The following is an 18782-nucleotide window of genomic DNA, read 5'->3' as shown; positions in this document are numbered from 1 at the left end:
AGCAGACTTACGCCGACTTGATGTCGAACTTCGGGGGGATGTTTTTCTTGAGAGAGGTGCCACGCCCGGAAAGGCTCGCGTTATTCATGAAATAGGTATGGGCGTTGAACGGTTCGTCACCCTCCCGCACCCTGATCCGCGTATACGTGCCATCCGGTTGCAGTTCGTAACTCTGCTGGTTGTCCTTGAGGTTGGCAACCATGATCTGGTCGAGAACCTGATCGTGAACCGTGGGGTTCAGGATCGGGACAAGTATCTCCACCCGGCGGTCGAGATTGCGGGGCATCCAGTCGGCAGAGCCGATATAAACCTTCGCCTGGTCATTCGGCAAGCCATGACCGTTGCCGAAGCAGACAATACGCGAATGTTCGAGGAAACGCCCGATAATGCTTTTCACTCGTATATTCTCGGAAAGGCCCGGCACACCGGGGCGCAGACAGCAGATGCCGCGCACGATGAGATGGATTTGCACGCCTGCCTGGCTCGCCTGATAGAGCGTGTCGATAATTTGTGCATCGACGAGCGAATTCATCTTCGCCCAGATCGCCGCCGGGCGTCCTGCCTTGGCGTGACCTATTTCTGCATGAATATCGGTAATGAGCCTCGAACGCATGTTGATCGGCGAGATCGCGAGAAGTTCGAGATCCTTCGGCTCTGCATAACCCGTGATGTAGTTGAAGACCTGCGACGCATCATGTGCAAGACGCGGATCGCAAGTGAACATCGAGCAGTCGGTGTAAATCTTTGCGGTGACTGCGTGGTAGTTGCCAGTTCCAAAATGCACATAGGAGCGGAGCTGCCCGCCCTCGCGGCGCACCACCAGCGATATCTTCGCGTGGGTCTTCAGTTCGATGAAGCCAAAAACGACCTGTACGCCGGCGCGTTCGAGATTGCGCGCCCACACGATATTGGCCGCTTCATCGAAGCGTGCCTTGAGCTCGACCAGCGCCGTAACCGACTTACCGGCTTCCGCAGCCTCGATCAGCGCCTCCACGATCGGGCTGTCCTTGGAGGTACGGTAGAGCGTTTGTTTGATCGCGACGACATCAGGATCGGCTGCGGCCTGACGGATAAACTGCACGACAACGTCGAACGATTCGTAGGGATGATGAACGACAATGTCCTTGGAGCGGATGGCCGCGAAGCAGTCCCCGCCATGGTCGCGGATACGCTCCGGGAAGCGCGCATTGTAGGGCGGAAATTTCAGATCCGGCCTGTCATCCACGATGAGCTGGCTTGTCTGGGCGAGACCGAGAAGGCCTTCGACGGACACGAGTTCGCGCTCGGTGACGCTGAGTTCATGCACAACGAACTGGCGGAGCGACGGCGGTGTGCGTGCCTCGATCTTCAGGCGGATAACGCTGCCGCGACGACGGCGTTTCAAGGCGCTCTCGAAATAGCGCACCAGATCTTCGGCCTCTTCCTCGATTTCGATATCGCTGTCGCGCAACAACCGGAATGCGCCCTGCCCGATCACCTTGTAGCCAGGGAAAAGTCTGTCGAGGAACAGACCGATCATGTTCTCAAGGCTGACAAAGCGAATGCCTGGTTCGCCCTCGCGCGCAGGCAGCCGGATAAAGCGTTCCACCTGCGTCGGCACAGGCAGCAGCGCATCCATGAGCTTGCCGTCCGAAATGCGGCGAAGCTGCAGGGCCAGCGCAAAGCCAAGGTTCGGAATGAAGGGGAACGGATGCGCCGGATCGATTGCAAGCGGCGTCAGGACAGGGAAAACCTGTTCGAGGAAACGCGTCTCCAGCCAGGCGAATTCGTCCGGGTTCACTTCTTCGGGTTCAAGAACCGCAATGCCGTTATTGCGCATCTCCTGGCGGAGCGACACCCACTGGCGCTGCTGCTCGCGCATGAGATGGTTCGCCATCGCATTGACGAGATCCAGTTGCTGGGCCGGCGTGCTTCCGTCCTGGCTCAGCGTCGTCACGCCCGCACTCACTTGCCCGCGAAGGCCGGCGACGCGAACCATGAAAAACTCATCAAGGTTGGAGGCCGAAATCGACAGGAAGCGCAGCCGCTCAAGCAGCGGGTGGTTCGTGTTCTGCGCCTCTTCCAGCACCCTCATGTTGAAGGCAAGCCAGGATGCTTCCCGATTGATGAAACGGTCGGGACTGTCGGCGGCCACGCCCGGAACGTCGGAGGATGCCGGGAGCGTCTCCTTGGCGTCGGTTTTAGCGGCCGGGCTCTGCTGGGCGGTCGTCATGAGATCACTTCTGCAAAAAAGGGAGTAAGTGTCTGCTATGGCTGAATATTATGACAAACATATGACCGAGTCATGACTGCGGGCTTACGATTGCCCCCCGGATCAGTCCCGCCCAAGGATTTCCGCGGCCAGAGGCACCGTAATCGGCCGTTTTCCCGAGAGAGAGGTGCGATCAAGCTCCTCAACAATATTTCGTGCCGCCGCCACCGAACGCTCGATCCGGCTTGCCACATAGGAGACGACCTGCGGCGTCACGCGGAGCTGTCGGTCGTCGAAGAGCTTCACAAGGATGCCGGAAAGCAACGCATCATCCGGCGCCCCCAGCTCAGCCACCGGGAGGGCGCGAAGCCGCGAGACGAGATCGGGCAGCTTCAGGGGCAAGCGGGCGACGGGCTCACGCGCGGTAATGAGGAGCGAGGCCCCCTCCGCCCTCACCAGATTGATCAGATGGAAGAGCACACGCTCGCCTGCCGGGTCGAGGGCCGCAAGGTCTTCAAGGATCAGCGCGCCTTTTGCGACCGAGGCGGGAATATCGGCTTGGGCAAGTTTTTCCGCGACGATCATTTCGGCACCCGATGCAGCGCGCCAGACCTCGGCGAGATGCGTCTTGCCGCTGCCCTCCGGGCCTGCAAGCGCAACGACGCGGTCCGGCCAGTCCGGCCAGGAATCGATCAGCGCAACGGCGGCCTCATTGGGCGGCGCCACGAGAAAATCCTCCCGGCCGGATGCCGGGCGGTGGCCCAGTTCGAAAACGAGCTGCCGTATCATGACTAGCTGTCGGTATCGCGAGGGGGAATCACGGCGCCGGGCGTGTCACCGAGATAGAGCTTGCTCTTGCGATATTGCCCGATGCCGAAGCGCGCCAATACACCCAGCGCGGCGGCAATCGGAAGAGCAAGCAATGCACCTACGAAGCCGAATAGCGCCGCGAAGGCGAAGATCGCAAACATGACCCAGACAGGGTGAAGCCCGACGCGATTGCCGACAAGCTTCGGCGACAGGAAATTTCCCTCGATGAACTGGCCGATAGCGAAGACGCCGACCACCATGCCGATCTGCACGTAGTCGGGCCAGAACTGGAAAAGCGCCAGGGCAACGCCGATGATGAAGCCGAGAATTGTTCCGAGATAGGGAATGAAACTGATGATGCCTGCAAGAATACCGACGATGAGGCCAAATCTCAGACCGACCACGGTGAGGCCGACGGCATAGATCACGCCGAGCACAAGGCAGACGATGACCTGGCCGCGCACGAAACCTTCAAGAACCGCATTGATGTCTCGCGCGAGACGACGGATCGTCGGCTGATGGTCGCGCGGGAGCAGCGCATCGACGCGCTCCACCATGCGGTCCCAGTCGAGCAGCATGTAAAAAGCGACGACAGGTGTCACCACGATGAGCGATATGAGGGCGACGAGCTGAAGACCTTGCGAGCCGAGCGACGTCACGAGGTTCACAAGCCAGTCGAGCGAACCGCCGAGGCTCTTCGAGATCGCCTGCTCCACATCCGGGCCGTGAACGCCAAGGAGACGACCGAGGCGGCCATCGCCAACCTGCAGCAGGAATTCTTGTCCCCGCTGCAAAACGGCGGGTGCAATCTCGACCAGCGCCACAAGCTGATTGTACAGGACCGGAACCAGCACAATCATCAATATGATCGCGATGAGGATGAAGGAGATCGTGATCACGCCGGTCGCAGCGCCACGCGAAAGACCGTATTTCTCCAGCCGGTCGGCCAGCGGATCGAGAAAATAGGCGATCGCCATGCCGGCAACGAAGGGCAGCAGAATACCCTTGAGCAACCATAGCATGAGGATGAAGACGGCGATGACGGCCGCCCAGATGGCGATCTGCCGCTGGATACTCATGCGTGTGACTTCTCCTCCCCGGCTCGGGTTACTGGCGGACGCTGAGATGCCAGCGCGGCGACGCACGCACCGGCGCGATCCCCGGCTCGGCATTCATTGGCGCCACGTCATCCTGGAAGGCTGGCCCTTCGTCTTCGGCCTGTGCCGTGCCATCGGACAGTTCGACATTCTGTTGGGCCAGCGACAGAGCCAGCATTTGCGTGCTGCCTTTGTGCGAGATGCGTATCTCCGCACCATGTGCGGCAATGCCGGCGACTTCCATATTCTGTACGAGCGGCGTCGAGGTAAGCCCCTTGCGGATCGTCTCCCATTCGGAAAGCGTGGAGAAATCGGCCTGTACCGTGAGCGTCGACAGCGTGCCGTCGCGCACGATGATCTGGCGTTTCCACTGCACGGCAAGGGAACTCATCATATCGGCCGCCGCAGCCTTCATGAGTGTGGTGGCATCACGGCCTTCTGCCTGATAGCTGCCGCTGAGCGGGTCGGCAGGAACGGAACCGTGATGGGTCACCTTCACCTCAAGAGAGCCACCATCAGCGCTCAACGTCGCCTCGGCCACGACGACTTCCGCCGTACCATAATTGGCGGCGAGACCAGCAAGAGCTGCCTTCGCTTCCTCGGTGTTCGAGATAGCCGTCTCGGCGGGCACACTGTTCATTTCCATGATTTCGCCGATGGGCAGCATGAGCGGCGCCAGCTCATCTGCGGGGCGCAGCGATGCCCATGCATCGCGCCAGGGGTTGCTTTCTTCCCACAACACCAGTTCGCCGCCTCGCCGGAGGACAGGAAGCAGAAGTGCAGGCCGCGCCTGCGTCTCCGCAAAGGGAAGGCCCGCGCCGCGCAAGAGGCGGCGCACAGCTTCCGGCTGGAAGCTCACAATCATGTCGGCGATATAGCGGGTGGAGCTCGTCTTTTCGCTCGCCACCTGAAAGCCGCGAACCGCATTCTGCGCGGTCGCGTCGTCCACATCCGGGAGGGAACCCCAGTCGTCGGGCAAGGTCAGCTTCTTCATCATGGACGTCAAGGCAAGGCGCTGTCCTTCGGCCTGGGCAGCGCTGCGGGCGGCCGTGGCACTCTCCGCGGTCTTGTCCACATGAACGCCGCGCACGGTGAAGACATCGGCCGCCGCGGCGGACCCCGAAATGGCTGCGGCAAAGACGATGGCGCAAAGCGGCGCCAGCAGAAGCCTGAAGGCAGAAATCATGGATAGACCCTTGATCCGTCTCGATATTCGGCGATTCAACGTGCCGCCGTGACGCACACTATAGCACCGGGAAGCGGGCGCGAAGGCTGCCCCACAAGCTTTTTCGCCTTTCTCTTGCGCCGAGAGGCGATTTCGGGTGATTTGTGCGCTCCACAGCCCAACCGAGTCCCGTTAGAGAGCGTCATGGCCCCCACTCCCCCGAAGGACCGTCCGAACCGCTATACTTATGCCGGAGCGGGCGTCGACATCGATGCCGGTAACGAGCTTGTGCGCGCGATCGGGCCGCTTGCGGCTTCCACGAAGCGAACCGGCTCGGATGCGGCGCTTGGCGGCTTTGGCGGGCTCTTTGACCTTGCCGCCTGCGGTTTCAAGGATCCGGTTCTCGTCGCGGCCAATGATGGCGTCGGCACCAAGCTCAAGGTCGCCATCGAGGCCGACATACACAGCACCGTCGGTATCGATCTCGTCGCCATGTCGGTGAACGATCTCGTGGTACAGGGCGCCGAGCCCCTCTTCTTTCTCGACTATTACGCAACAGGCAAACTGCATGTCGACGTCGCGCGGGATGTCGTGGCAGGTATCGCCGAGGGCTGCCGCCAGGCGGGCTGTGCGCTGATCGGCGGCGAGACGGCGGAAATGCCCGGCATGTACGCCAAGGGCGATTATGACCTCGCCGGTTTCGCGGTCGGTGCCGTCGAACGCGACAAGATATTGCCGCGCGGTGACGTTCAGCCCGGCGACGTGCTGCTCGGCCTTGAATCCTCGGGCTTTCATTCAAACGGCTATTCGCTCGTCCGCCGGATTGTCGAGGACAACCGGATTTCCTATTCCGCGCCCTTCCCCAATGGCGATGGTGCGAGCATCGGCGAAGTGCTCCTCGCACCGACGCGCATCTATGTGAAAGCGATGCTGAAGGCAATCCGCGAGACCGAAGCCGTGAAGGCGATGGCGCATATCACGGGCGGCGGTTTCGTCGAAAACATTCCCCGTGTTCTGCCCGAGGGCGTCGCCGTCGAGATCGACGGTGGCTCCTGGGCGATGCCCCCCGTCTTCCGCTGGCTGATGGAACTTGGCGGGCTCGAAGATGCCGAGATGGGCCGCACCTTCAATTGCGGCATCGGCATGGTTGTCGTTACCGCAGAAGATGAGGCTGACAAGGTTGCCGCCGTGCTCACTGAAGCAGGCGAGACCGTTCACCACATCGGGCGCCTCACGGAAGCCGCAGCGGGCGAGCCCCGCGTGCTCGTGAAAGGCGCGTTGGGCAGCAAGGCGTGAAGATCGGCATTCTCATCTCGGGTCGCGGCTCGAACCTCAAGGCCCTGATCGACGCCTGCGAGGAACCCGGATTTCGCGGACATATTGCGCTCGTGATTTCCAACAGACCGGGAGCAGCCGGTCTCGCCATCGCCGAGTCGGCTGGCATCCCGACGCTCGTCATCGACCACAAGGAATTTACGACGCGCGAGACATTCGATGCGGAACTCGACCACGCCCTGACCAAGGCCGGTGTCGAACTCGTCTGCAATGCGGGCTTCATGCGCATCCTGACAGACGGCTTCGTCGAGAAGTGGCGTGACCGACAATTGAACATCCACCCTTCCCTGTTGCCGGCCTTCAAGGGACTGCATGTGCATCAGCGTGCCCTCGATGCGGGCGTGAGGATTACGGGCTGCACGGTCCATTTTGTGCGGCCGGAGATGGATGAAGGGCCAATCGTGGCGCAGGCGGCCGTGCCCGTGCTGCCCGGCGACACGGCAGAGACGCTTGCCGCGCGCATTCTCGAGGCCGAACACAAGCTCTACCCGCTGGCGCTTCGCCTCGTCGTGGAAGGCCGCGCACGTGTCGTCGGAGAGCATGTGATGCTGAACGATGCGGATGGCACGGATATCCCGGCACCATTGTTCATGCCCGGGTTTCAATAAAAAAGCCCCGCCGTTTCCAGCGGGGCCCTATGCACTTCAGCGGCAGATGAAATCAGCCGACGATTTCGTCGTCCTTGAAGAAATACTTGATCTCTTCGGCGGCCGTTTCGGGCGCGTCGGAACCATGAACAGAGTTCGCCTCAATGGATTCCGCGAAATCCTTGCGGATCGTACCGGCATCTGCGTTTTCAGGGTTGGTCGCGCCCATGACTTCGCGGTTCTTCGCGATGGCGTTTTCGCCTTCGAGCACCTGAACCACAACCGGGCCGGAGATCATGAAAGAGACAAGATCGTTGAAGAAGGGGCGTTCCTTGTGAACGGCATAGAAGCCTTCGGCCTGCGCCTTCGTCATGTGGATACGCTTCGAGGCGATGACCCGGAGGCCTGCGCTTTCGAAACGATCAATGATCTTGCCGGTGAGATTACGCCGGGTCGCGTCCGGCTTGATGATCGAGAAGGTCCGTTCGAGGGCCATTGCTCTGCTTTCCCAATTCTGCAGGTGGAAGATTTGGCGCGGTTTATAGCCGGGCTTGGTGACGCGGGCAACCTGTGGTGCTAAAAGCCCGCTCATCATGTTGCACATTAACGATCTCACCTTCCGGATGGAGGGACGCCTCCTCCTCGACCGTGTCACGGCTGCCATTCCGCCGGGCCAGCGGACGGGCTTTGTCGGCCGTAACGGCACCGGCAAATCCACGCTCCTGAAGCTCATAACCGGGGAATACGGCCCGGAAACGGGCAGCGTTACCTTCCCGAAAAGCTGGCGTATCGGCATGGTCCGGCAGGAGGTTCTGGCTGGCCCGACCTCGCTGATCGACACGGTACTCGCCGCCGATGTCGAACGGTCGTCGCTGCTGGCAGAGGCCGAGACAGCGACCGATCCGCACCGGATCGCGGATATCCATACGCGGCTCGCTGACATGGGCGCTCATGCGGCCCCGGCCAAGGCGGCCACCATTCTCTCCGGCCTTGGCTTCGACGAAGCAGCCCAGGCGCGGCCCTGCTCCGACTTCTCGGGCGGCTGGCGAATGCGCGTTGCGCTTGCGGCGGTGCTCTTTTCCGAGCCCGATCTTCTGCTCCTCGACGAACCGACCAACTATCTCGACCTCGAAGGTACGATCTGGCTTGAGGATTATCTGCGCTCCTACCCCTATACGGTTCTCATCGTCAGTCATGACAAGGATCTTCTGAACAATGTGGCGCAGAACATCCTGCACCTCGAAAACCAGAAACTGAGTTTCTACAGCGGCAATTACAACCGCTTTGACCGCACAAGGCGCGAAAAGCTGATGCTCCAGCTTTCGATGAAAAAGAAGCAGGACGAGGCGCGCCGCCACATGGAAAGCTTCGTCGAGCGTTTCAAGGCGAAAGCATCGAAGGCTCGTCAGGCCCAAAGCCGCATGAAGGCGCTCGCGAAGATGGAGCCCATTGCGGATGTGCTGCAGGAACGCGTGTTACCGTTCCGTTTTCCGGCACCGGAAAAGCCCCTCGCCTCGCCGATCATCCGGCTTGAACATGCGAGTATTGGCTATGAACCGGGAAAGCCCGTTCTGCAAAACCTCGACCTCCGTATCGACCACGACGACCGGATCGCCCTTCTGGGGGCAAACGGCAACGGCAAGTCGACCTTCGCCAAACTGCTTTGCGACCGGTTGCAGGTAACGTCCGGGAGCAAATTCGCTTCCAAGAAAATGCGCATCGCATATTTCGCGCAGCATCAGCTCGACGAACTCAACATGGGCGAGACGCCCTATGAACATTTCCGTGAGTTGAAGCCCGATGCAACGCAAGCGCAGGCGCGCGCCATAGCCGGTTCCTATGGATTCGGTGCGGACAAGGCGGACACGAAAGTCGAAAAGCTGTCGGGTGGCGAGAAAGCACGGCTGCTTTTTGCCATCGCGACCTTTCACAAACCCCACATTATTATTCTCGACGAACCGACCAACCATCTCGATGTCGACAGTCGCGAAGCGCTCGTTATGGCAATCAACGAGTATGACGGCGCGATCATTCTGATCAGTCATGACAGACACCTGGTCGAGACATGTGCCGACAGGCTCTGGCTCGTCGCGGATGGCTCTGTCGCGCCTTACGAGGGTGACCTCAACGACTATCGGAAGTGGCTTCTCGATCCCGCGCGGCGAGTAAAGCCGCTGACGGCGGATGCAGAAGAGGACGGTGCCGCCGAAGCGCCACCGCCGCGCCCCTCCATCGACAAGCGCGAAGCGCGCCGTCTCGCGGCGCAGAAGCGTGAACAGATGGCTCCGCTAAAAAAGAAGACGCAGGCAGCCGAGAAGGAAATCGCCCGCCTGCAGAAACTTGTCGAAGAACTCGATGCGAAGCTTGCCGATCCCAAAGTTGCGGGCGATACGAACACAATGACAGCAACAGCGAAAGAACGCGCCGACATGCTGAAGGCTGTCGCCAAGGCGGAAGAGGTCTGGCTTGAGGCGAGCACCGCTTACGAAGAAGCCATGGCAGCGGACTGACCAAAATACGGGTTGGCAGGCCGCCGCCTTTTGCTAGTCGACATCACTCCGTGTGGCCGCTTCTAGATTGAATCCTTCCGTCAAAACGCCTGCTTCGACGAGACCACCGACGATCTCCCCATCATGCCCCGGGACGATGATAATTTCCGGCTCTGCCTCGTTTAGCTCTTTGAGCGCCTTAAGCTGTCCGAAGACAGCGTCGCGGTCTTCTTGCAGGAAAAATTGGGTGACAAGACGTGCCCGCTCGCGTTGAACAAGGATGTTTCGGTACTTCCATGCGACATCGCCGATGAAGAGAACCTCCGAACCATCCGCCATCTGGACATAGACCATCTGACTGCCGGGCGAATGGCCAGGCGACTTGATGACGGCCAAGCCGGGCGCGAGCACTTCGTAATGCTCATAGACGAGCGGCGCGTAGTCGTCGAGAGCACCGTCAGGGAAGCGCGCGGGTACGCTTCGCTCGGGATGATCGACCTGCTCCTGCGTCAGCCGTGTCGCCGGTAGAACGGCGGGAAGGTCCGGGTGCAAGGTAAGGCCGCCAATGTGATCCATATGCTCATGCGTGATGACAATCAGCGAGGCTTCGCTCAACGCCTCTTGCACACGCGCGAAGGCTTCTGGATCGAAAGACGCAAGATTGCCGCTCCCCAGCCGTTCATCGAGCGCAGTATCGACAACCACGCTGAGATCGGGATAGACAAGCCTGTAGGAGAAAACTGGCATCTCGCGCGAACGCCAACCGTCCCCCGCCACAATGGCTGTTGCGGGAAAGCTGAACGATCCGACATTCTCGAACTCGATCTTTTCCGGCTTGTCACCGGGGACGGCCCCGACCATGCGTCGCACCTTGCCTATATCGAACTCGTAATAGGCATCTTCCGGCATGCTGCTTTCGACAACGAACCAGTAATAGGCTGCGCCGCCGACAGCGACCAGCACTCCCAATGCGATGAGACTTCTCTTGAGCCAGACCGGCATAACTTCCCCCCTACCTGTGCGGCCCATCATGATCCGGCCCCTGTCGCGGATCAATCCATGAACTGCGTATGCGGACTATGCTTTTTTGCACAGTCTCACGCCTTCTTTTCCCACCGGCCTTCTATACCGGCCAAGATGGCCCCTATTTCAGCAGACCAAGGTCACGTGCCGCATCCAGAGAATTCGTCAGCGCAGACCACCACTGTGGCTCTGGCACCCCGGAACACCACCAGATGACGGGACTGATGAAACTGTACAGGACCGCCAGCCGGTAGCGATCATAGAAAGCAGCCTCCTCTACAGGTGAACCACAAGCCGCCATTTGACTGAGATAGACGCCTATCATCTCTTGCTCCCACTCCCTGCGCAGGTTTGGTGGAAGATTCAACGCAAGTGCGTGCGCCAGATCAATCTCTCCAAATCCGATCATCGGCATACCCCAGTCAATGAGACACGCGCGCTGTTCGGGAGAAAAGAGCGCGTTTCCAAAGTGCGCGTCCCCGTGAACGATCACATCGGCTTGAGCTCCCATCCGCTGTATCTGATGTTCGAGGTCGCTCAAGTCGGTCAGAAAGCTCTCAACCGCACGATCTACTCGTTCATGAATCATGGCGATGAATGAGCCCAGCACCAATTGAAAGAAACTCAGCCTCTGCTGGATCGTGCCAGCCGGAAGATCAGCCGCGACCTTTATCCATTCACTCTGGATTCTTGAATGACGCCCTGTTAGTCCATGCAATGTTGCCAGCGCTTCCACAAAACACCGACACTCCATGCGGGTCGGCGCAGGGCTGCAGGCTGAGCGATGTGACCCGGACAAGTCCTTGATGAATAACCTGCCGGTCTGATCCCCTTCAACTATCAGCAAGCACTCAGGAACGAGCCAGCTTGGCAAGAGTGGCGCGATGTGACGGTAGAATTGTCGTTCCCTCTCAGCCAGCCCAGCGACATCTGCCGCGCCCGACTTTTTGAGGATCACACTCGTGGACAGCGAATCCAATCGAACACGGTAGACCTCCGAGTGCGCGAGCGTCTGCAGTGGTTCGACATGAACATCGTGAAGGGAAAGGTTTCTGAATCCTTCGAGCGATACGAGGTGGTTGTAAGTTTCTTCGACCATGTCCCCTCTTGACGTAAGGACTTTGATTTCGGTTTGGCGACCAAGCGAGCGCGGACATGCACCCGTAACTTTCGCACCTCCCGAACCAAGCTGGAAACTGTGCCGAAACTCTATGCCTTCTTTTCCCAGCGGCCCTGATCGCTTTGCTGCCAATAGGTCGCGTCGTGACCTTCAGCCTTCAGTGTCTTCCAGTGTTCGCGAGCTGCGGCAACGGCCGTTTCGTCCCTTCCCTCAAACATCAGCACACAACGCTCATAGGCATCGATAGAGGCCGGTTCCGCTCCATCCACGAGAAAAAGGACGCTCGCTTCGTTTGGATTATCGTCCTCAACAGTGAGGAAAACAGGCATGAGCGCCGCAGGACCATCATTGCGTGTACCGTGTGGCAGGAAACTGTCGTCGCTATAGGTCCACAGCGCGCTGTTGATAGCCTCCAGCCGCTCCGGACCACCCGCTTTCACGATGACCTTCCAGCCTCGTTCCAGCGAGCGCTCCAGCAATTGCGGCAACACCCGTTCCAGAGGGGCATTCTGCAAGTGATAGAACAGAACCTCCGTCACAGGCCTCTCCCTCAGCGTTCGTAATGATCCGTGACAAGACGGTTGAGGAGGCGCACACCCCAGCCCGATCCCCAGCTCTGGTTCGTCGCCGTTTGCGGCGATGCCATTGCCGTTCCGGCGATGTCCAGATGCGCCCAAGGCAGCTTATTCACGAAACGCTGCAGGAATTGTGCGGCGGTAATTGAGCCGCCATCACGACCGCCCACGTTTTTCATATCGGCAAAGCGGGACTCGATCATCTTGTCGTAGGCATCGCCCATGGGCATGCGCCAAACCTTCTCGCCTTCGGCATCGCCCACCTCTGCGAGTTGTTTCGAAAGCTTGTCATCATTCGAAAAGAGGCCCGCATATTCCTTTCCAAGCGCGACCATGATCGCCCCTGTCAGCGTCGCAAGGTCAATCATGAATTTCGGCTTGAAGCGGTTCTGGGTGTACCAGAGAGCGTCGGCCAGCACGAGACGGCCTTCAGCATCCGTATTGATGACCTCGATCGTCTGGCCGGACATGGAGGTAACGATATCGCCGGGACGCTGCGCCTTGCCGTCCGGCATATTTTCAACAAGACCGATAACACCGATGGCATTGACCTTTGCCTTGCGCGACGCAAGCGTGTGCATCAGGCCGGTGACGCAAGCCGCACCACCCATATCGCCCTTCATGTCTTCCATGCCTGCCGGGGGCTTCAGCGAAATGCCGCCCGTGTCAAAGCAGACGCCCTTGCCGACGAAGGCAACGGGTTTCTCTCCGGCCTTCCCCCCCATCCAGCGCATGACAACAAGCTTGCTCTCATGCTGGGAGCCGTACCCAACGCCCAAAAGCGAGCCCATACCGAGCTTCTTCATTTGAGCTTCACCGAGAATTTCGACCTTCATGCCAAGCTTCGACAGCGCTTTTGCGCGTTTCGCGAATTCACCCGGGAAAAGGATATTGGCAGGTTCGTTGACGAGATCGCGGGTAAGGAAAATACCCTCGGCAACGCTGGAAAGCGGACCGTATTGCTTGCGCGCGGTGGCCGGCGCGCGCGTGAGTATGGCAACCGACTTCAGATCGCCTTTCTTCTCGTCTTCCTTCTTTTTCGTCTTGTACTTGTCGAAGCGATAAGAACGCAGCTTCGCGCCAAACGCCACATGGGCGGCAGCGTCTGCGGCGGGCAATTTCGGCGCTGAAATGCCATCCAGCACAATAGAAAGGGTGCCCTCTTTCGTCTTCGCAACCCGGCCGGCCAGTTCGCCGCCTGCCTTTTCGAGGCTGGTGGCGGAAAGATCGCCGGATTTACCGAGGCCGGCGAGCAACACGCGACCGGCACTCACCCCCTGGGGGCCAACAAGCTCAAGAACAGTCCCCGCCTTGCCCGTAAAGCCCGCAGCCTTCATCGCCCTCTTCAGCGCGCCCCCCAGCTTCGTATCGAGATCTGCGGCAAGGCCACGCAGAGTGGTTCCTTCGGTGACGAGGACTGCCAGAGCCCCCTGCTTCGTGAGCGAAATATCGGCGAAAGTGACGTTCATTCAGGGCCTCATGTGATCTGCCGTGCGACGGCGGTCCGTCTCGCATCTTTTACCGGGCTCTGAAATAGGATAACCATTGCTTCAGATAGCCCGGCAACAAGGCGCATATCCTAGCTGAATCGGTGCAGAGGAAAAGCCATGCCTCGCCATTCAGGCTGCCGAGATCCCGGCAGATTGGTCCGGAGCGTTGCCCAAAGCATATGCGGGCACACATAATCCGGAGAGCCGGTGGGGAGCCGGAGATTAATGCTGAAAAGCCTGTCTCAATATCTGTTTCTACAGGCGCTGGGCCCTTTCATCGTCGCAAGCATCGTTCTCACCGGCATTATCTGGCTGACCCAGGCGCTCCGAATGCTCGACGTGCTGATCACGCAGGGGCAAACGCTGGTGACCTTTTTTGAGCTGACGGCTTTGGCACTGCCCAGCACACTCGTCATCGTACTGCCAATCTCGCTCTTCTGCGCGATTCTCTACACCCTGCACAAGCTGATCAGCGACAGCGAAATCGTGGTGATGTTTTCGGCGGGAATCAGCCGATCGGTCATCGCGACGCCTTTCCTCGCGATCGCCCTTGCGACTTCCGCACTTATTCTGCTCTTCAGCATCTATGTCGCTCCGGCTGGCTTGCGAGAACTGAAAAGCCAGCTCTATGAGATCCGCTCCGACGTGGCCACAGCGATGATCCGGGAGGGGACTTTTGCCAACCCTGCTCAGGGGCTTACCGTCTATGTGCGCGAGCGGACATCGGATGGCACCACCTACGGTATTCTCGTGCATGACAGCCGCAATCCGAAGGAACCAATCACCTATATGGCCGAGACGGGAAGCCTCGTTGAAGGCCCCAGTGGACCGCTTCTTGTCATGTTCAACGGGAACATCCAGCGCATTTCCCGAGAGGGCGACCGGGAGATGGGGGCGGCGACCCTCCTGTATTTCGACAAATACACTTATGACCTGTCGCAATACATCGATACCAAACCAAGCTTTAGCTACGAGGGTCGGGAGCGCTATTTCAGCGAATTGATCGATCCGGCCCGAGACGACACATATGGGCAGACTCATCGGAAGAAGCTGCTGGCCGATGCCCATGAACGGCTCGTCGAAGGTGTCTACCCGACCATGCTCACGCTAATCGCGCTGGCCACGCTACTGCCCGCCCCTTTCAATCGGCGAGGTTACGCTTCGCGAATGGCTCTTGCGGCCGTGCTCGCACTCGCGATTCGCCTGCTCGGTTTCGTGCTCGCCAACGGGGCTTCGACTTCGACCTATTTGATCCCGCTCATGTATCTGGTTCCGCTTGCCGTTTGCGGTGTCTGCATTGCCATTATTGCGGGCGTCCGCTTCGATTTCCTGTTCCAACGATTCAGGGCCGCCATGCCCGGGGGGCGCGCATGAACCTCTCGTGGACCCTGTCGCGCTATCTCGGAAAACAGTTTCTAACCGTGGTGCTCATCACCTTCGCGATCTTCTTGTCACTCATCTTCATCATTGAGCTGGTAGAGCTTTTGCGCAGGGGCTCAGACAAGCCGGGAGTCAATTTCGGAATTCTTTTCTCCATGGCTCTCCTCGAAGTCCCGCGCCTCGGCAGCAGAACACTTCCCTTCGCCATCCTCTTCGGCGGAATGGCGGCTTTCCTGCGGCTGAGCCGGAATAACGAACTTATTGTCGCGCGCGCCGCCGGCGTCTCTGTCTGGCAATTCATTGCCCCCGCACTGGCAGTAGCATTCGCGATCGGTACCTTCGTTATCACGATCTACAATCCAGTTGCCGCGACGCTGACGACCCGCTTTGGACAGCTGGAATCCAAATATCTCGAACAGCGAACGAGCTTCATTGCCGTGTCCGCGAATGGGCTCTGGCTTCGTCAGGCGGATTCAAACGGCCAATCTGTCGTCCATGCGCAGCACATAGACGGGAGGGGGCTCAAACTCGATGAAGTCACGATTTTCCTTTACGGGCAGGGAGACATATTTCTCGGACGTATAGATGCGGCGACCGCCCTGCTGAAGCCGGGGCATTGGCAGCTCGATGACGTGTGGGTGCTGATGGTCGATGACCAGCCAAGGCATTTCGAGACCTACCGGCAGGAAACCTCCCTCACAGAAAGCCAGATTGAGGAAAGCTTTGCCCGGGAAGAGAGCATCTCCTTCTGGGAGCTACCTCACTTCATAAATACGGCCGAGGCTTCGGGCTTCTCTGCTCGCAGGTACCAGATCTATTTCCACCAATTGCTGGCCACTCCAGCCATGCTCTGCACCATGGTGCTCGTCGCAGCGGTGTTTTCCATGAAGACGAGCCGTATGGGTGGCCTTCTCCAAATGGTGCTTGGGGGCATTCTGGCGGGATTTGTGGTCTATTTTCTGGGAAACCTATCGCTTGCCCTTGGACTTTCCGGGATTCTCCCGACGGCCCTGGCCGCCTGGGCACCTTCGATAGTCGTCATGCTTTTGGGGCTTGCGGTTCTCTTTCACCTCGAAGACGGTTAGAAATCGAGGGTCGTTCGTGATGGGCGATTCTGGACGACCGGGGGACTTAAATACAAGTGATTGAGGGGCAGCGGATGAGTGTGGGCAGCAAACGCAGCCTCCTTTTTCTGGCGACGGTGTTGATACTGGCGCCACCGGTCGCATTGCCTGCGAACGCCCAGCAGTCCCGCGATCCGGACCAGCAGCCTTCACCTGACTTATCCTTTCCGGAGTCCGGTGAAGTCCTGATGCAGGCAGACGAGCTTTCCTACGATAAGGAAACCCGGATCGTTACAGCCTCCGGGAATGTGGAACTGGCCTATGGTGAACGAGTTCTGGTCGCCGACCGTGTCACCTACAGCGAAACCAGCGGTGTTGTGACGGCAGACGGGAATGTCGCGTTACTCGACCCGCAGGGGGATGTCGCCTTCGCGGATCATCTGGTCCTTCGCAATGAGATGCGCGATGGCGTGATTGACACGCTCAAAGTTCTGCTTAGCGACAACTCGCGCCTTGCCGGCCATAGCGTGGTTCGCAGTGGCGGCAACATCACGACGCTTCATCGCGGCGTCTACAGCCCGTGCGATATATGTGAGGAAAAAGGTCAGACGACACCACTCTGGCAAATCAAGGCCTTCCGCGTCATCCACAACAAGCAGGAAAAACGCATCATATATGAAGATGCGTTCATGGAATTCTTCGGTGTCCCTGTACTTTATGTGCCCTATTTTTCGCATCCTGACCCGACCGTGAAACGCCAGTCCGGCTTCCTGCCGCCCACCATTGCGAGTTCGAGTGAGCTTGGTCAGGAAGTCGAAGTGCCGTATTTCTGGGCAATCTCTCCGGATAAGGATATGACGCTTATCCCTCGCTTCACGACAAAGGAAGGCCCCGTATATCAAGGCGAATACAGGCAGCGTTTCGAGAGTGGCCGGATGGAAGCCTTCGCCACCGGGACATGGCCGCGAACGCGTCAGACAGCGACGCCGGGGGACACAGATTTCCGAGGAAGCTTGTTCGGTGATGGTGAGTTCGATATCGACGAATACTGGAAATGGAGCTTTCGCACCGAGCTAGCCACAGATGATACTTATCTGCGCAAATACGATCTATCGAGCGCGACGGACCTTATCAACAATATCAACGCGACTTATGTAAACGGCCGCAACAGCTTTACGGCAGACGCCTATTACTTCCGGGGCCTGCTTACGACCGACAGTGAGTCCACAACCCCTTGGGTCGCGCCGGTGCTTCAATATGAATATGCTTATCCCGACCAAATTCTTGGGGGCAATATCGGCCTGTCCGCCAATGCCATGATCCTTGGGCGCAACGATGGCCCTCAGTCGCGGCGCGTTTCCAGTACTGTCCGCTGGGACAAGCGGGAAACCTCGACGAGTGGTTTCGTCTATCGTCTGTTTGGCAGCCTGAGAGGCGATATTTATTCAGTTGAGGACGTTCCAAATACCGCCGTTCCGGGAAACGATTTCGAACCGCAGACGATCGCGCGCGCGTTGCCCACGATAGGAACAGAATGGAGCTACCCTCTTGCTCGCTCGGATGGTGGCGTGCACCAGGTCATCGAGCCCATCGTACAGCTCATCTATTCGCCGAATGTGGGGAACACGGTCGAAATACCCGACGAAGACTCCTTGAGCTTCGAGTTCGACGACACCAACCTCTTCTCCGAAGACAGGTTCTCGGGTCTTGATCGATGGGAAACAGGCGCGCGAGCAAATGTTGGCGTACGCTATTCCATCTACACACCCGACGGAGCACAGGCGAATGCGTTGTTCGGCCAAAGCTACCGGTTGGAAGACAATACAAGCGTCGCGGCGGAAACTGGACTGAGAGACGAGACCTCGGACTATGTCGGCCGCGTAATGGTCTCGCCTTCCAATGATTTTCTGGTTGTCTACCGCTTCCGCATGGATGACGAGCGTTTCAAGGTCCGGCGAAACGAAGTAAACCTGCTGGGGCGACATGGGCCTGTCAGCGCCGAACTTGGCTATGGTTACTATGCGGCTGACCAATCCGTTACTTTTCAGGAGCGCGAGGAAATTTACCTGGGTTCGGTCCTGAAACTCGACGAGTATTGGCGTCTTTTCGGCCAGACCAGACGCGATCTCGCCGACGACCGAACCGTGGCAAACCGCATCGGCGTGGGCTACGAGGATGAGTGCGTGGATGCCTCCCTCATGTTCAGCCAGTCTTTCTATAGCGACCGAGACTACGAGCCTGACAGTTCCGTCATCTTTCAGGTCACCTTCAAGACTCTGGGAACGGGCAGCCCGGCTGGGGCACGAGGGTTCGAGTGACCTTTAGCCGCATCGGTTCCAAGCTCCTGAAAAATGGCGTTTTTCTGCCCTTCGGATCGGTTGATCGGAGGCTTGATTCAAGTATTCTGTCGGCCCGGAACAGGTGGAGACCGGACGCAGAACGCGTCCAAAAGAAAG

15 protein-coding genes are annotated in these 18782 nt (G+C 59.0%); 6 read left to right on the top strand and 9 right to left on the bottom strand.

The features are described 5' to 3' along the window. Positions 1-7: 7 nt before the first annotated feature. The 4 genes from ABJO61_RS02840 to ABJO61_RS02825 form a co-directional block, all read right to left on the bottom strand. Complete coding sequence (locus ABJO61_RS02840) at positions 8-2212, bottom strand: RNA degradosome polyphosphate kinase (RefSeq protein WP_348327083.1); 2205 nt, start codon at positions 2210-2212, stop codon at positions 8-10. A 102-nt stretch (positions 2213-2314) separates the two neighbouring features. Continuing rightward, positions 2315-2980 (bottom strand): DnaA/Hda family protein, encoded by a 666-nt coding sequence (locus ABJO61_RS02835; protein ID WP_348327080.1) that lies wholly within the window; start codon positions 2978-2980, stop codon positions 2315-2317. A gap of 2 nt (positions 2981-2982) precedes the next feature. After that, a complete protein-coding gene (locus ABJO61_RS02830; RefSeq protein WP_348327077.1) occupies positions 2983-4080 on the bottom strand; it encodes an AI-2E family transporter in 1098 nt (365 codons plus the stop codon). A 28-nt stretch (positions 4081-4108) separates the two neighbouring features. Continuing rightward, entirely contained in the window at positions 4109-5284 is a 1176-nt protein-coding gene (locus tag ABJO61_RS02825) for a DUF2066 domain-containing protein (RefSeq protein ID WP_348327074.1), read from the bottom strand. A 183-nt stretch (positions 5285-5467) separates the two neighbouring features. Here ABJO61_RS02825 and purM point away from each other — a divergent pair, with 183 nt between their 5' ends. Both purM and purN read left to right on the top strand, forming a co-directional pair. Then, entirely contained in the window at positions 5468-6559 is a 1092-nt protein-coding gene (purM, locus tag ABJO61_RS02820; protein WP_348327071.1) for a phosphoribosylformylglycinamidine cyclo-ligase, read from the top strand. Next, entirely contained in the window at positions 6556-7206 is a 651-nt protein-coding gene (purN, locus tag ABJO61_RS02815) for a phosphoribosylglycinamide formyltransferase (RefSeq protein ID WP_348327068.1), read from the top strand. Before purM ends, purN begins: the two co-directional genes overlap by 4 nt. A gap of 52 nt (positions 7207-7258) precedes the next feature. Here the strand turns inward: purN and ndk are convergent, their stop codons facing one another. After that, complete coding sequence (ndk, locus tag ABJO61_RS02810; protein WP_348327065.1) at positions 7259-7681, bottom strand: nucleoside-diphosphate kinase; 423 nt, start codon at positions 7679-7681, stop codon at positions 7259-7261. Positions 7682-7778: 97 nt separating this feature from the next. On the opposite strand from ndk, the gene ABJO61_RS02805 reads away from it, so the two are divergent. Continuing rightward, on the top strand, positions 7779-9695 hold the full coding sequence (locus ABJO61_RS02805) for an ABC-F family ATP-binding cassette domain-containing protein (protein WP_348327062.1): 1917 nt from the start codon (positions 7779-7781) through the stop codon (positions 9693-9695). A gap of 33 nt (positions 9696-9728) precedes the next feature. On the opposite strand, the gene ABJO61_RS02800 is transcribed toward ABJO61_RS02805, so the two are convergent. From ABJO61_RS02800 to ABJO61_RS02785, 4 genes are all read right to left on the bottom strand, one after another. Next, positions 9729-10676, bottom strand: coding sequence for an MBL fold metallo-hydrolase (locus ABJO61_RS02800; protein WP_348327059.1), 948 nt, complete (start codon positions 10674-10676; stop codon positions 9729-9731). 142 nt (positions 10677-10818) lie between these two features. Beyond that, on the bottom strand, positions 10819-11796 hold the full coding sequence (locus ABJO61_RS02795; RefSeq protein WP_348327056.1) for a phosphotransferase: 978 nt from the start codon (positions 11794-11796) through the stop codon (positions 10819-10821). Positions 11797-11906: 110 nt separating this feature from the next. Continuing rightward, positions 11907-12356, bottom strand: coding sequence for a DNA polymerase III subunit chi (locus ABJO61_RS02790; protein WP_348327053.1), 450 nt, complete (start codon positions 12354-12356; stop codon positions 11907-11909). 11 nt (positions 12357-12367) lie between these two features. Beyond that, the gene (locus ABJO61_RS02785) at positions 12368-13861 is read right to left on the bottom strand and encodes a leucyl aminopeptidase (protein WP_348327050.1); all 1494 of its coding nucleotides are present in this window, start codon (positions 13859-13861) and stop codon (positions 12368-12370) included. Between the two features lie 246 nt (positions 13862-14107). Between ABJO61_RS02785 and lptF the strand changes: the two genes are divergently transcribed. From lptF to ABJO61_RS02770, 3 genes are all read left to right on the top strand, one after another. Further along, entirely contained in the window at positions 14108-15256 is a 1149-nt protein-coding gene (gene lptF, locus ABJO61_RS02780; RefSeq protein ID WP_348327047.1) for an LPS export ABC transporter permease LptF, read from the top strand. Next, positions 15253-16347, top strand: a complete 1095-nt coding sequence (gene lptG, locus ABJO61_RS02775; RefSeq protein WP_348327044.1) for an LPS export ABC transporter permease LptG — start codon at positions 15253-15255, stop codon at positions 16345-16347. The genes lptF and lptG overlap by 4 nt, the downstream gene beginning before the upstream one ends. 74 nt (positions 16348-16421) lie before the next feature. Then, on the top strand, positions 16422-18644 hold the full coding sequence (locus tag ABJO61_RS02770) for an LPS-assembly protein LptD (protein ID WP_348327041.1): 2223 nt from the start codon (positions 16422-16424) through the stop codon (positions 18642-18644). The last annotated feature ends 138 nt before the right edge of the window (positions 18645-18782 follow it).

Origin of the sequence: Parvibaculum sp., from assembly GCF_039973015.1 — a bacterium.
Classification (GTDB): domain Bacteria; phylum Pseudomonadota; class Alphaproteobacteria; order Parvibaculales; family Parvibaculaceae; genus Parvibaculum.
This window is presented reverse-complemented; position numbering and strand designations above follow the sequence as displayed.